Source organism: Ruegeria sp., assembly GCF_965221235.1.
In the GTDB taxonomy this organism is placed as follows: Bacteria; Pseudomonadota; Alphaproteobacteria; order Rhodobacterales; family Rhodobacteraceae; genus Ruegeria.
The window spans coordinates 26178-40625 of the sequence record NZ_CBDCRS010000005.1; the positions used below are offsets into that span (position 1 = coordinate 26178).

15 protein-coding genes are annotated in these 14448 nt (G+C 60.0%); 11 read left to right on the plus strand and 4 right to left on the minus strand.

The features are described from left to right. Positions 1 to 9 precede the first annotated feature (9 nt). Complete coding sequence (locus ACOQOY_RS20805; RefSeq protein WP_420587301.1) at positions 10 to 489, plus strand: invasion associated locus B family protein; 480 nt, start codon at positions 10 to 12, stop codon at positions 487 to 489. Between the two features lie 72 nt (positions 490 to 561). On the opposite strand, the gene ACOQOY_RS20810 is transcribed toward ACOQOY_RS20805, so the two are convergent. After that, positions 562 to 1209: a glutathione binding-like protein gene (locus ACOQOY_RS20810; RefSeq protein WP_420587302.1), complete on the minus strand. Its 648-nt coding sequence runs from the start codon at positions 1207 to 1209 to the stop codon at positions 562 to 564. A 22-nt stretch (positions 1210 to 1231) separates the two neighbouring features. Beyond that, positions 1232 to 1783, minus strand: coding sequence for a cysteine hydrolase family protein (locus ACOQOY_RS20815; protein WP_420587303.1), 552 nt, complete (start codon positions 1781 to 1783; stop codon positions 1232 to 1234). 97 nt (positions 1784 to 1880) lie between these two features. Between ACOQOY_RS20815 and ACOQOY_RS20820 the strand changes: the two genes are divergently transcribed. Further along, complete coding sequence (locus ACOQOY_RS20820) at positions 1881 to 2828, plus strand: GlxA family transcriptional regulator (protein ID WP_420587304.1); 948 nt, start codon at positions 1881 to 1883, stop codon at positions 2826 to 2828. Between the two features lie 21 nt (positions 2829 to 2849). On the opposite strand, the gene ACOQOY_RS20825 is transcribed toward ACOQOY_RS20820, so the two are convergent. Next, positions 2850 to 3272 (minus strand): LysR substrate-binding domain-containing protein, encoded by a 423-nt coding sequence (locus ACOQOY_RS20825; protein ID WP_420587305.1) that lies wholly within the window; start codon positions 3270 to 3272, stop codon positions 2850 to 2852. Positions 3273 to 3327: 55 nt separating this feature from the next. Beyond that, entirely contained in the window at positions 3328 to 3747 is a 420-nt protein-coding gene (locus ACOQOY_RS20830; RefSeq protein ID WP_420587306.1) for a LysR family transcriptional regulator, read from the minus strand. Between the two features lie 106 nt (positions 3748 to 3853). Here ACOQOY_RS20830 and ACOQOY_RS20835 point away from each other — a divergent pair, with 106 nt between their 5' ends. The 9 genes from ACOQOY_RS20835 to ACOQOY_RS20875 all read left to right on the plus strand — a co-directional run bounded on the left by ACOQOY_RS20835 (position 3854) and on the right by ACOQOY_RS20875 (position 14428). Further along, a complete protein-coding gene (locus ACOQOY_RS20835; RefSeq protein ID WP_420587307.1) occupies positions 3854 to 4861 on the plus strand; it encodes an ornithine cyclodeaminase family protein in 1008 nt (335 codons plus the stop codon). Next, complete coding sequence (locus tag ACOQOY_RS20840; protein ID WP_420587308.1) at positions 4861 to 6372, plus strand: aromatic amino acid lyase; 1512 nt, start codon at positions 4861 to 4863, stop codon at positions 6370 to 6372. Before ACOQOY_RS20835 ends, ACOQOY_RS20840 begins: the two co-directional genes overlap by 1 nt. Positions 6373 to 6513: 141 nt before the next feature. Continuing rightward, positions 6514 to 7125, plus strand: coding sequence for a helix-turn-helix domain-containing protein (locus ACOQOY_RS20845; RefSeq protein ID WP_420587309.1), 612 nt, complete (start codon positions 6514 to 6516; stop codon positions 7123 to 7125). A gap of 98 nt (positions 7126 to 7223) precedes the next feature. Further along, positions 7224 to 8807: an ABC transporter substrate-binding protein gene (locus ACOQOY_RS20850; protein ID WP_420587310.1), complete on the plus strand. Its 1584-nt coding sequence runs from the start codon at positions 7224 to 7226 to the stop codon at positions 8805 to 8807. A 60-nt stretch (positions 8808 to 8867) separates the two neighbouring features. Next, positions 8868 to 9809, plus strand: a complete 942-nt coding sequence (locus tag ACOQOY_RS20855; protein ID WP_420587311.1) for an ABC transporter permease — start codon at positions 8868 to 8870, stop codon at positions 9807 to 9809. Further along, complete coding sequence (locus tag ACOQOY_RS20860; protein ID WP_420587312.1) at positions 9806 to 10657, plus strand: ABC transporter permease; 852 nt, start codon at positions 9806 to 9808, stop codon at positions 10655 to 10657. Before ACOQOY_RS20855 ends, ACOQOY_RS20860 begins: the two co-directional genes overlap by 4 nt. Before the next feature lie 3 nt (positions 10658 to 10660). Then, complete coding sequence (locus tag ACOQOY_RS20865) at positions 10661 to 11653, plus strand: ABC transporter ATP-binding protein (RefSeq protein WP_420587313.1); 993 nt, start codon at positions 10661 to 10663, stop codon at positions 11651 to 11653. Beyond that, on the plus strand, positions 11650 to 12648 hold the full coding sequence (locus ACOQOY_RS20870) for an ABC transporter ATP-binding protein (protein WP_420587314.1): 999 nt from the start codon (positions 11650 to 11652) through the stop codon (positions 12646 to 12648). The genes ACOQOY_RS20865 and ACOQOY_RS20870 overlap by 4 nt, the downstream gene beginning before the upstream one ends. Further along, complete coding sequence (locus tag ACOQOY_RS20875) at positions 12641 to 14428, plus strand: aminopeptidase P family protein (RefSeq protein WP_420587315.1); 1788 nt, start codon at positions 12641 to 12643, stop codon at positions 14426 to 14428. Before ACOQOY_RS20870 ends, ACOQOY_RS20875 begins: the two co-directional genes overlap by 8 nt. Positions 14429 to 14448 lie beyond the last annotated feature (20 nt).

The following is a 14448-nucleotide window of genomic DNA, read 5'->3' on the forward strand; positions in this document are numbered from 1 at the left end:
AACAGCAGAATGAAAACGTGGATTGGCGCTTTGGGAATGTCATTGGCTCTGGCGCAACCGCTTGCGGCGCAGGACAGTACTGCTCCGCTGTGGTCGGTCAATTGCAGCAATCAGGTCAACGGAGCCGAGCTGATCTGTGAAATGACCCAGGCAATTGTTCTGACCGAAAGCAATCAGCGGCTGACCGCGATCGCGTTTGTGAAAGCCGCCGGAAAGGATGAGACCGAAACCGTTCTAACCTTGCCCTTCGGTCTGCTGTTCTCGGAAGGCCTGACGGCAACGGTCGACGGCACCGAGGTCGCAAAGCTGGAGTTTCTGACCTGTGAGGCGCAGGGCTGTTTTGCCCGTTCGCCGGTGTCGCAGGACTGGATGTCAGCCATGCGTGCGGGCAATCAATTGCAGATCGAAGCTGTGAACAGGGTCGGCGACCCGATCTCGTTTGGGTTTGATCTGACCGGGTTCAGCAAAGTCTCGGACCTGTTGCCCTAACGGTTTCGCACGTCTTAAGGGGCTCCAGCCTATGATAGAGACAGGCTGGAGTTTTCACTATTTGGTCCGGACTTACGCTGCCGCAAACAGGTTTTGCTTCAGGTCCAGATCCATCTGGGTATCGCTGTCGATCAAGGCTTTGATGGCCGGACGTGACAGAACCCGCTGGCGGTAGGCCTCAAGGTTGGGATACCGGGAATGATCCACCTGCGCATAGCCTGACAGGACAAAGAACCATGTCAGATAGGCATCAGCCGCAGTAAACCGCGAACCCAACAGATAGTCGCGCCCCTTGAGGTGGGAGTCGAGAAGTTCAAACCGCAAGGGCGCAAGCGCCCGCACCCTGTCTTTCACCTCGTCGGTCGCCTCTTGGTAAAACACAACGCGGAACAGACCTTTGTGAAGCTCGGTCGCGCAGAACGCCAGCCAGCGCAGCATTTGAAAGTAATCCGGGTCCGAAGGATCGACCCGGAAGTCTTCATTGGCCGATTGCGACTGCACCCAATTGATCACAGTCGAGGTCTCGGTCAGTTTCGTCCCGTCATCCAGCGCCAGCACCGAGACTTGCCCCAAGGGGTTGATTTCGTAAAGCGAGCCCCCGGCTGCCAGTTCCTTGGTCGCCAGATTGACGGGCGCAATATCCAGTGGAACGCCCCCTTCAGCCGCAGCAAATCGCGCGGCCAGCGAGCATGTGAGCGGGGCGTGATAAAGAATAGCCATGTTTGTGTCCTGTGGTGACCGTTTATGCACCGGCCAGATAGTCAGAGGTGCTCACGACAGTAGCATAGGCAAAGGACAAGGCGGACATATAGGCCTTGTGTACCTGTTCGGCCGGGATGACATCCCCGTTGAATTCCAGATCGCGCGAGGAACACGCATCTTCGACAACGGTCACATTCAGGCCGATATCCGCTGCGTTCCGGGCCGCTGCGTCGATACACATATGGCTCATGTCTCCGGCGATTGTCACGTCGCTGACGTCGTGGTCGGCCAGCAGGGCCTGAAGGTTGGTTTCCCGAAAGGCGTTCGCATAGTGCTTGAGTACTTTGTGTTCACCGTCTTTTGGGGCCACTGAGGTGTGGATGTCCGCACCCGGCGTGCCGGGCGCAAAGAAAGGCGGGTTTTCGGCCTTAAACTCATGATGCACATGGACGATCATCTGCCCTGCGGCGCGGGCCTGCTCAAGCAATCGCGCCGCATTTCGAGCGCTGTCTTCGATCTTGTGCAGCTCCCATTTGCCGCCGGGGAAATAATCGTTCTGGATGTCGATCAGGATCAATGCGGATTTTGCCATCTTGGCCTCCGTTCTGGTGTTTCGCAGGGGCAATATAGGGTGCGGATCGCCGGAACTTGATTGGCGCATCGGACATAATTCGCGTTAGATAGGACAAATGACAGATGCGAATACACAGATCACAATTGGACTTGCAGCCTATCCTGACGCACAGGATTCCGCGATTTACGGGTTGCGGGACCTGTTTGCCGTCGCCAACCGGTTACAGCGGGACAAGTCGGATCATCCACATTCAATTGAGGTGGAAGTCATCAAGGAGTTCATCCCCAGCGACCGATCACTCGACACGGTAATCCTGCCGCCATCGCTTGGGTCCCGGCCTGAGGCGCGTCAGGAAGAAGCCTTGGCGAACTGGGTGCTGCACCATCACCAGCAGGGTGCGCTTGTCTGCTCGGTGTGTGCGGGTGCGTTTCCGCTGGCAGCCTCGGGGTTGCTGGACGGGCGGCAGGCGACGACGCATTGGGCGCTGTCCGAAGAATTTGAGACGCGGTTTCCAAAGGTCCACCTGCAATCGGAACGTCTGCTGGTCGATGACGGAGACATCATAACAGCCGGTGGATTGATGGCCTGGACCGATCTGGGCCTGAGCCTGATCGCGCGGTTCATGGGGCCTTCGGCGATGCTCGACGTGGCGCGATTTTTTCTGATTGATCCGGGTGAAAGGGCGCAAAGCTTTTATAGCTCGTTCCTGCCAAAACTCGGTCATGGCGACACGGCGATTTTGCGCGTGCAACACTGGGTTCAGGAACACTACCCGGACCCGATTGCGGTCTCGGAGATGGCGGGCAAAGCCCGACTGGAACTCCGGACATTTGGCCGCCGGTTTCAGTCTGCCACCGGGCTCAGCCCGTCGGAATACCTGCAGCAATTGCGCATCTCAAAAGCCAAGGAGCGGTTGGAGCTGTCACCAGAGAGTGTTGAGACCATAGCCCGCGATGTGGGGTATATGGATATCTCAGCCTTTCGGCGGATGTTTCACAAGGTCGTTGGGCTGTCACCGGTCGAGTATCGCAGGCGTTTTTCGTCCACGCGCACCCAAGTTTAGCAGCGCCTGTGTGGGAAGGGATCAGGACGTCGATGTCTGCGGTCGCGTCGGCTGGTTCAATTCATGCAGCAGCGCCGTAACATAGGGCTGTTTGACCCGCCCGGCCGTGCGCGTGGCGCAGTATCCGAAGGGCAGGCGCAGCCGATCCTGCCCGAGTCGCATAAGCTTGCCGGTTGCCAGCTCTGACCCCGCCAGATGCAGGGGTGCCAGCATCACTCCGGCCCCCTGAGCTGCCAGTTCGATCCCGATACCCGTTCCCCCAACGCGCAAACCTTTCGAGGTGTTCGGGTCTCGGGCGATGTCAAAATGACGAAACCATCCCGCCCATGTGGGGTATGAGCTGTAGGATTCGCCCCAATCCACGTGGATCAGTTGTGAATCGTCAACGTCTGACAGGTCTGCGGCAAAGCCCGGGGCGCAAACCGGGGCCACATGATCGCGCACCAGTTGTTGGCTGACAAAGCCTTGGCCGTGATGCGGGTGGAAGGAAATGCGCAGATCAACTGGCGTGCGTCTTGGGTCGAACGGATCCGGGGTCCATCTGAATCGACAGGCCGATCTGCGGGTGGGCCTGTCGAAACCGGGCAGCGGCAGGGATCACCCATCGTTCTGACAAAGACTGAATTGTGCTGATCACCAGATGCGAGCGCATCTCTTGTTCCAGAAACCGTTCGGTGATCTCAGACAATTGCGTCAGCGCCTGCGCAACCTGCGGATACAGCATCTGCCCGGCGTCAGTCAGGGTCAGGTTGTTATTTCCGCGCAGAAAAAGCTTCTTTCCCATATAGGATTCGGCTTTGGCCACCTGAAGGCTGACGGCAGCGGATGTGACGCCAAGCTCGGTCGACGCTGCTGTAAAGCCGCCGCAGCGCGCGGTGGCCTCAAAGGCCTTGATGGCATTCAGGGGCGGTAATTTCATGTCAATTCTGTAGCATAAGAAAAACTTTCCCAAAAGCCAGCATTCCTGGGATCACATCGCAAGAGAGTTCGCTGTACCCTGCGCGGACACAGCAAGGGACACGCGCATGGCACAGATGATGATCGAATACCTCGGCAAACCAGAGATTGATGCGCTGGCGTTGACCAAGGATGAAATCCTGAGTGCGGTCGAACAAGGGTTGGTTGCCGCTGGCAGGGGCCAAACCGTGATCGAGCCACGTATGCACCTGACCCCTGATCCCAGCTTCAACGGCCATTTCAACGTGCTGCGCGGCTACGTGGCACCTCTGGATTATGCTGGCGTCAAGATCGTGGGAGACTTTGTCGACAATTACAAACAGGGTCTGCCCAGCGAACTGGCCTTGCTGAACCTATTCTGCCCCCGAACCGGCGCACCCCGAGCGGTGATAGATGCGGCGGGTATCACCGATATGCGCACCGGCGCGCTGACCGCGCTTGGCGCGAAATGGCTGGGTCCGAAAAAGCCCAAGGTTCTGGGCCATCTGGGTGCGCGCGGCACCTCTTACTGGAATGTCGCGCTGTTGGATCACCTGTTCGACTTTGAGGAAATCCGCGTGCATTCCCGCCGCCCCGAAAGCCGCGAGGCCTTTGCCGACAAGCTGAGCCGCGACCTCGGCAAGAAAATCGTAGTGACCGAGGATTGGGAATCCTGCCTCAAGGATGCCGACATTCTGGTCGAGGCGACGCGTCTGAACGAACCTACTCCGATGTTCGACCGCTCTTGGGTCAAAAAGGGCGCGTTCGTGGTGCCCTATGGCACGATGAGCACGCTGCCATTGAACTTTGTTGAAGGGATCGACAAGTTTGTGATGGACGATCTGGGGCAGATGCGGGCCGGGCATCTTGGGGCGCTGCGGCCTCATATCGCCGCCGGGCTGATCACCGAGGACAGCTTCTATGCCGAGATAGGGGAAATCGCGGCGGGGCTGAAACCAGGGCGCGAAAGCGATGACGAAACCATCCTGTTCTGGCATCGCGGCATGTCTACCAGCGATATCGCCCTTGGCGCGGCTATCCTTGAAAAGGCGCGGGCGGGGGGCATCGTGCAGGATTTGGTCTATCGGAACGAATGATGCCGGTTCTGACACTGACTGGGGCTGGCCTGAGTGCCGATGATCTGGCACAGGCGGCCCGAGGCGACCTTCAAATTGCTCTGTGCCCCGACGGCTTGACGCGCATGGCGAAATCGCGCGCTCTGGTCGATCAGGTCATCGCCGATGGGATGCCGGTTTACGGTGTAACAACCGGGCTGGGCGCGCGGTCGACCGAGGCGCTGGACGCCGAAACCTTACAGGCGTTTTCGGTACAGACGTTGCGCGGACGGGCGCAAGCGCTGGGGCCGCCCGAGGCCCCCGAGGTGCTGCGCGCCGCCATGATCGTGCGCGCGAATACGATGTTGAGCGGCTGTAGCGGCGCGCATCCACGGGTGGCAGAGCATCTAGTGACTTGCCTCAATGCCGGGTTGACGCCGATTGTTGGTCAGCTTGGGTCAATCGGCGCGGCGGATCTGGTGATCAATGCGACGCTGGGCCTGTCTCTGATCGGCGAAGGCCGTATGCAGGACCGGACCGGTCAGGTTGGTGACAGCGAAGAGATGATGCAGGCCCATGGCATCGCCCCTTTGCAGCTGGGGCCGCGGGATGGTTTGGCCCTTGCCAATCACACCGGCTATGTCGCCGGGGCGGGGGCGCTGGTGATCCGCGCGGCTGACCGCGCGTTTGAAGCGTTGCAGACCGCCTCGGCGCTGTCGATGGAGGCGTTTCGCGCCAATCTGACGCCACTGGACCCTGGGATTCTTGCGGTGAAACCTCTGCCCGGTCAGGCTATTGCTGCCACTGGTCTGACCACCCGTCTGAGGGGCAGTGCTTTGTGGGACAGCGCACATGCGCGTCGTATGCAGGACCCGCTTTCGATCCGAAATGTTGCGCAGATTCATGGCACCTTGGCGCAGGCGCTGTCGGTTGCGGAAGACCTGATCGAGATCGAGATCAACGGCGTCAGCGACAATCCGGTCGCTCTGGTGGACGAGGCCCGAATGATCTCGGGAGGGAATTATTATTCGGCCGAATTGTGCCATGTGATTGAGGGCGTCAGTCGGGCCTTTGTGCCGGTGGCCATGGCGCAGTTGGCGCGGTTTTCCAAGCTGTTGACCCCGGCGTTCAGCGACCTGCCTGCCTTTCTGGCGCAGGAGCACAGCGCCTCGAACGGCTTTGCCCCGGTGATGAAACCGGCTGAGGCGCTGGCGGCGAGCCTGACGCAGGCGGCCCAGCCGGTGCCGGTCTGGCCCAGTATCAACGCCAACGGGATCGAAGATTGCCTGCCCAACACACCCGTTGCCATTCGTGGCCTCGAAACTGTGGTCGAGTGCAGCCGCCATTTGACCGCGATCGAACTGTTGGTGGCCGCACGCGGGATTGAGCTGCGCGGTTGTCAGGCAGACATCGCGCCGTTCCTTGGCGCGGCACTTGTCGAGCTGCGCCGGATTGCTCCGGCCATGACCGTAGACCGTTCAGTCAGCGCTGATATTGGCAAGCTGGCGGCTGAGATCGCGCAGGGCGAAAACCGGGCCTTCTTTCCCGGCTAATGGGGCCGCGCAAGGGGTTGAGCGGCTTATGCCGCCGGCCACTCGGTGATATCGTTTTTTAGTTTGATAAAAATAAATTTTGATCTTCTCCACACAATCCTATTGAATGACCTGCACTTTCCGAACCGCAGGAGACCGCGAATGCAAGCCCCGACTGAGCGTGCAAAATCCAAGCAGAAGGGTAAGCCGACCGAGCTGGGGCAGGCCATCCGTCGGCGGCGCAAAGCGATGGGCAAAACGCTGGATCAGGTCGCCAAATCCGCCGAACTGACCACCGGTTTCCTGTCTCAGGTCGAGCGGGGCCTCAGCTCTCCTTCGTTGACGTCGCTGATGTCGATTGCGGCGGCCTTGCAGACCAGTATCGAGCAATTATTAAGCGTGCCCGAGGTGTTTTCGCAATATGTCGCGCGGGACAATCGCCAGACATACTCGCTTGGAACGCGGGGGCGGTACTATGAAAAGCTGGGGCCGGGATTCGGTGGCGCGTTGTTTCACCCGCAGATCGTTCACCGCCCGCCGGGCCATGTATCCGAGCGGATGTGCCACACCGGCGAGGCGTTTTGTTACCTGCTGTCCGGGCAGCTGGAATACCATCTGGGCGATCAGGTTTTCACCCTGTCTCCGGGCGATGTGATTCACCACGATACGTCAACGCTGCACTATTCCATCGTGCTGGGCGAGACTGAAGCGGTTGAGCTTTGGGTGACGACCTCACCTATCAGTAGTGCTGGCGATCAGGATGCGGGTGGGTGAAAAATTTTTTCGCCTATACTAAAAAAAACTTTAGTAATGTTAAAAAATGATTATTCTGCCTCCGCATGAAGCAAATGCTTTTGCGGGAGGAGAAGAGAATGCAACTGAAATCGGTACTGGGACTGGTAGTTGCCACGACGTTGGCAGTGCCGGCGCTGGCGCAAGAGCGGGGCGGGACGCTGAATTTCGCCCGGTATGACGGATCGCGGCTGATTGATCCGATCTATGCGGATCGCAACCCTGATATCTGGATGGTCGGCAGCCTGTTCGACACGCTGCTGCGCGGCAGCGCTGATGGGAACTCGGTCGAGCCGGGTCTGGCCGAGGCGTTCTCGGTATCCGACGACGGCAAGACCGTGTCGCTGACCCTGCGCGAGGGTGTTTTGTTCGCCGATGGATCACCGATGACCGGTGACGATGTGGTGTTCTCTCTGGACCGGGCGCGCAACCCAGACCTTAGCCCATGGGCGGGTCTGCTGGGGTCGATTGACACGGTGGCAGCCGACGGCAACGCGATTACGATTACGCTGACTGACCCGGACCCGACCATTCTGTCGATGTTGGCCACGTTCAACACTGCCATCGTCTCTAAGGCGGCCTTTGATGCGGCAGCCGGTGAGACGGATCAGGACAAATCCGCCGCGATCTTTGCATCGACGTCGGCCGGTGTGGGTTCTGGCCCGTTCTATCTGTGCGGGTTCGAGCAGGGTGCCTCGATGGATTTCTGCGCCAACGAAAACTACTGGCGCATGGGTGCAGACGGCAAGCCGCTGCCCTATCTGTACGGTGTGCATTTCGAGATCATCCCGGACGACGCCACCCGTATCTTGAGCTTGCAGGCCGGAGAAGTGGATGCCGCCGAGTTTATTCCGTTCAGCCGCGTTGCTGAGCTGGAAGGTGATCCGAACATCAACATGCAGCTCTACCCGTCGACGCGGATCATCTATTCGCCGATTAACACGCGCGACACCCGTGCCGATGGCTCGCCCAACCCGCTGGCCGATGCCCGCGTGCGACAGGCGCTGAATTACGGCACCAACAAGGACGCCCTAATCGGGGTGGTTCTGCATGGGGCAGGGCAGCCGATGAGCTCGCCCTTGATGGCGAAGGCCACACAATATGCCGCCGATCTGAGCCCGCTCTATTCCTATGATCTGGACAAGGCCAAAGCGCTTGTTGCCGAGGCTGGTCTGGAGCCGGGCACTGAGGTCACGCTGACCACGTTGGCCGGTTCTGCGGATGACGCGACGATCTTTGCCGCACTGCAACAGATGTGGGGCGAGTTGGGCATCGAACTGGTGGTCGAGCAGGTGGACGGCGCGACGCGCGGGGCCAAGAACCGCTCGGGCGAGTTCGACATTCACACCTATGGCTGGGTCAACGATGTGAACGACCCAAGTCAGGTTGTCGGCTGGCTGGGTTATACCCCGACCGCCAAGGCCGTTGGCACCGGTTGGGAAAACGCCGAGTTCAACACCCTGTTCGAAGAGGCCGCCAAGGAAATGGACCCTGAGGCGCGCAAGGCCAAGTTCGCCAAGATGCAAGAGCTTTACGCCGATGCCGCACCGCTGCTGTTCATGTACGAGACCCCCTTTGCAGTGGCGTTGGGAACGGCGGTTGAGGGCTATGTTCAGACGCCCTTGGGCAATAACATCTTCGATGAAGCAACAGTCAGCCGGTAAGAGCTGATGCCCCTTGCCCCGCCGTACCCTGGCGGCGGGGCCTTTTGTCGGAGCGCGGATGTGTCCAGCCTGAACTATATCTTCAAGCGCCTGCTGATGATGGTGCCGACCTTCTTTCTGGTCATGGTCATCATCTTCCTGCTGGTGCGTATGTTGCCGGGTGATCCGGCCATTGCAATGGCGGGTGATCGGGCCTCGGATGCCGACATTCAGGCGATCCGAGAACGGCTGGGCCTGACCGAGCCGATGCTGGTGCAATTCTGGCTGTTTCTATCCAACACGGTGCAGGGGGATCTTGGACGCTCGATCCTGATGCGGACGGACGTGATGGATGTGATCGCCGACCGTCTGCCGATCACGGTTTTTCTGACCGTCTATTCTGTCGTTCTGTCGCTGTTGATTGCCGGGCCGCTGGCCTTTGTCGCCGCGCTCAATCGCGGGCGCTGGCCGGATGCGGTGATCCGCACGGTATTCCAGATCGGCCTGTCGATGCCGGTTTTCTATATCGGTCTGGTTTTGCTGACCTTTCTGGCCGCGCAGCTGCGGTTGTTCCCTGTGGGCGGCTATGGCGACACGTTCACGGAAAAGCTCTACCACCTGTTTTTGCCGTCGGTGACCGTGGCGCTTTACACCTCGGCCATCATCATGCGGAACCCGCGCAGCGCGATTATCGAGGTGCTGGACGCCGAATATGTGCAGTTCGCCCGCGCCAAGGGGTTGCCGTCGCGCCTGATCCTTGGGCGGCATGTGCTGCGCAATGCGCTGATTTCGACTGTTACGCTGCTGGGCCTGTCTATCGGCAACCTGATGAGCGGAACGCTTGTGACCGAGACGGTGTTTGCCGTACCGGGAATGGGACGGTTGATGCTTGAGGCGATTTTTGCCCGCGACTATCCGCTGATTCAGGGCCTGACCCTGACCTTTGCGGTGCTGGTGTCGGTGGTGTTCCTGATGACGGACCTGTTCCAAAGCCGCCTTGACCCGAGGATGCGCCTGCAATGAGTGATGTGACCTTTACCTCTGATCGTCCCTCGTTCATGCGTCTGGCGTTGCGCAAACCGGGCTTTGTGGCCGGGCTGCTGATCATTGGCTTTTCAATCCTGCTGGCGATCTTTCCGGGTTTCTTCGCACCTTATGACCCCAATGCGATTGACTACAATGCGATCCGGCAGCCGCCTTCATGGGCGCATCCGTTCGGCACCGATCTGTTGGGTCGAGACAGTCTGTCGCGTGTGATCTGGGCCTATCAGGTGAACATGCAGATGGCTGTATTTGGAACCGTGTTTGCACTGGTAACTGGCGTCATCATCGGGGCGATGGTTGGCTATTACCGAGGCATTGGCGACCTAATCTTCGGCCGCATTGTCGATGCGGTCATCACTTTCCCGTTTCTGGTTTTGGTCATCGCCGTGGTCGCGGTACTGGGGCCGGGTTTGGTCAATATGTATATCGCCATCTCGGTGGTCTACTGGGTCTATTACGCGCGCCTTATGCGGGCCGAGGTGATTGCGCAAATGGGCAATGACTATGCCGCCGCCGGGGTCGTCATGGGCTATTCCGACCGACGTATCATATTCCGCCACCTGCTGCCGAATGCGATCACTCCGGTCATTGTGTATTGGATGACCGATATGGCGCTGGTGATCCTGTTGGGCTCATCCCTTGGCTATCTGGGGTTGGGCGCGCAGCCGCCACAGGCGGAATGGGGCGTGCTGATTGCCGAAGGGCGCAACTTTATCTCGACCGCATGGTGGCTGAGCCTGATGCCGGGCCTTGCCATCGTTCTGACCGGGCTGGGCTTTTCGCTGTTGGGCGATGGGCTGGCCGATCTGCTGAGACCGAGAGGGTAGGGGATGGACCAAGACGAGCCGATCCTTCAGGTTGACGGGCTGAACACGACCTTCCACCGCAATGGCCGTGCCTTGCCCGCGCTGCGCGACGTCTCGTTCTCGGTCGCGCGGGGCGAAGTGCTGGGTCTGGTCGGCGAAAGCGGCTCGGGCAAAAGCGTTACCTTGCGGTCGATTATCGGGCTGGCGCGCCGCTACGGGGAGGTAACAGGGACGGTGCGCTGGCAGGGGCGCGATCTGGTCGGGATGGCAGATCGCGCCTTGCGTCAGATCCAGGGCCGCGAAATCGCGATGATCTTTCAGGAACCGATGACCTCGCTGAACCCGTTGCTCACGGTTGGTCTGCAGCTTGAGGAAACCCTGCGGGCGCATACCGATCTGTCGCGCGCTGCGCGCCGGGACCGCGCGATCCAGATGCTGGATCTGGTTGGTATCCCGTCAGCGGCGCAGCGGCTAAAGGACTACCCACATCAGTTCTCGGGCGGGATGCGGCAACGGGTGATGATCGCCATCGCGCTGGCCGCGAACCCCAAGCTGCTTTTGGCGGATGAGCCGACCACGGCGCTGGATGTGACCATTCAGGCGCAAATCCTCGACCTGATCCTGCGGCTGGCGCAGGACATGGATATGGGCGTGCTTCTGGTCACCCATGATTTGGGCGTCGTGGCGCAGACCTGTGACAACGTCGCGGTGATGTATGCCGGACGGATTGTCGAGCAGGGTCCGGTACGGGACGTGCTGCGCGAGCCACGCCATCCTTACACGGTTGGCCTTATGCGTTCGGTGCCCGAGAACTTGCCGCCGCGCACGCCGCTGTATTCGGTGCCCGGTGTGCCGCCGGGGTTGGACGCCTTACCGCCGGGTTGTGCCTTTGCCCCGCGCTGCGCGGCGTGTAGCGCTCCGTGCCTTGAAGACCGGCCTCCATTGTCCCTGATCACCGAAGGGCGGCAGGTTGCCTGTTTCAATCCGATCGCCAAGTCTCAGGGGAATGCCGCATGAGAGCGACAGTGATGGAAATCCGCGATCTGTATCTGCGTTTTCCGTTGGGACGCAGCCCGTCTGATTTTGTAACCGGTCGTCCGGGGCGTGTCGTCAATGCGCTGAACGGTGTCAGCCTGGACCTGATCCGCGGCGAAACGCTGGGCGTCGTGGGCGAATCCGGCTGTGGCAAGTCCACGCTGGCCCGCTGTATTGTGCGTCTCTACGAACCCAGTGAGGGCGAAATCCGATTTGACGGGCATAATGTCTTCGACGCCGAACGGCGCGCCGACAGGGCCTATAATCGTCGCGTCCAGATGATGTTTCAGGACCCATATTCTTCACTTAACCCCCGTATGACCACAGGCCAGATTCTGGCCGAGGCGCTGCGTGTGCATGAGATGCGCCCCGAGGCGGACATCCCCGCCCGCGTGGCCGAGCTGCTGGAACTGGTGCGCCTGCCGCAGGATGCACAGCACAAACTGCCGCACGAGTTCTCGGGCGGTCAGCGCCAACGCATCGCCATCGCCCGCGCGCTGGCCGTGGAACCAGAGGTTCTGATCGCGGATGAGCTGGTCTCGGCGCTGGACGTTTCGGTTCAGGCGCAGGTGGTCAATCTGCTGCTGGAATTGCAGGACAATCTGGGCCTGACCATCCTGTTCGTCGCTCATGATCTGCGGCTGGTTCGCCATGTGTCGAACCGGGTTGCGGTGATCTATCTTGGCCGGATTGTTGAGATTGGTGACAGCGAGACGCTGTTCTCGGCACCCTCTCACCCCTACAGTCAGGCGCTATTGTCGGCGGCACCGTCTCTGAACCCAGATGATCGGGGCAGGGCGGTGAAATTGGAGGGCGAGCTGCCCTCACCCCTGAACATGCCGTCCGGTTGCCCGTTCCATGTGCGCTGCCCGCACGCCACCGATGTTTGCAGGTCAACTTTGCCTGCCCTGAACCCGTTCCAAGACCGGGGCGAGGTCGCCTGCCATCATGTTGAAGAGATCAACGCCCATGTCTGACACAGACAAAGCCCGGATCGTCGCCGCCCTGCGGGCTGAGCTGTCGGCGCGTGGTCTGGATGCATTTATCCTGCCGCGATATGACGCCCATCAGGCCGAATATGTGGCCCCGCATGACGAACGGCTGGCTTATGTAACGGGTTTCACCGGGTCGGCGGGTTTGGCAATTGTCACCATGAACACGGTCGCGCTTTTTGTCGACGGACATTATGTTGTTCAGGCGACGAACCAATGCCCCCCTTCGTTGGTGACGCATCATCATCTGCACAATGATCCGCCCGAGTTTTGGGTGGCCGATGTTGCGCAAACCGGCTGGCGTATCGGGTTCGACCCCATGCACATCCCATCCGCGCTGTTTGATCGCTTTGGGCAGGCACTGGGACAGGGTGAACTGGTGGCGGTTGAAAGTAACCCGGTCGACGCCATCTGGGCCGATCAGCCCGAGCCTCCTTTGGGGCAGGCTGACGCGCTGCCCGTTCAGATTTCCGGCCAGTCGGCGCGTGAGAAAATCGACAAACTGGCAGGCGATCTGAGGGCCAGTGGTGCTGAACTATGTGTCGAGACCCAGCCCGACAATATCGCGTGGTTGCTGAATGTCCGGGGCGCCGATGTCGCGTTCAACCCGGTTGCGAACTCTTTCGCCCTGATTGATGCTGCGGGGCAGGTGCTGTGGTTCGTGGCTTCGCAAAAGCTGAGCCGGGATGTTACGGATTTCCTGCCAGAAGCGGTCCGTATCTGCGCGCCGGATGAGTTTCTGCCGAAACTGGATGAGCGGACCAGACCGGGATTGAGTGTTCTGTTCGACCCCGAATTCTCGCCGGTTGCCGTCCGTTTGGCGATTGAGAAAGCAGGCGGGGCCGCGTTGCCTCAGGCAAACCTTCTGACCGCCAGAAAGGCCCATAAGAACCCGGTTGAGCTTGCCGGGATGCGGACCTGCCATATCGAAGACGGCATCGCTTGGGTCGAATTCTGCGCTTGGCTAAATGACACCGTCTCGCACCGCGGATCAGACGGCAATCCCGTCACCGAACGTGAGGCTGAACAGGCCATGCTGCGCTTTCGTCAAGCCCAGCCGGGGTTTCTGGAACCCAGTTTCAACCCAATTTCGGCCGCGGATGGCAATGCCGCGATGTGCCACTATGCTACGCAAGCGGACAACGCTGTGCCGATCCGCACCGACGGCACGTATCTGCTGGACTCAGGTGGCCAATATGTCACCGGCACCACGGATGCGACGCGCAGTTTTGCCTTCGGAACCCAACGCCCGGATGGATATGACCGGGCCTATACGGTTGTGTTCAAAGCGTTTCACGCCATCGCCACGCTGCGCTTTCCCTCTGGCACGCAAGGCCATCACATTGACGCAATCTGTCGGCGTCCGCTGTGGGATTTTGGGTTGGACTACGATCACGGCACGGGCCACGGCGTCGGCCATCGCCTGTCGGTCCACGAGCATCCTCAGCGTATCGGTAAACCCTATAATCCCGTCGATCTTGCCCCCGGAATGATCCTGTCGCTTGAACCGGGCTATTACGAGCAGGATCGCTTTGGCATTCGGATCGAAAACCTGTTTGAAGTCGTGCTGGATGCGGACGGATTCATGGCGTTTTCCAACCTGACATGGTGTCCGATCCAGACGGCTATGCTGGTGCCTGAGATGTTGTCTGAGGCCGAGCGTGACTGGTTGAACGCCTATCATGCAGATGTTCTGGAGCACCTGAGCCCCGGCCTGTCACCCGGCGCTTTGGCCTGGGCAAAAGCGGCCTGCGCGCCAATCTAGCGGCAGTCGACCTGCAGCCA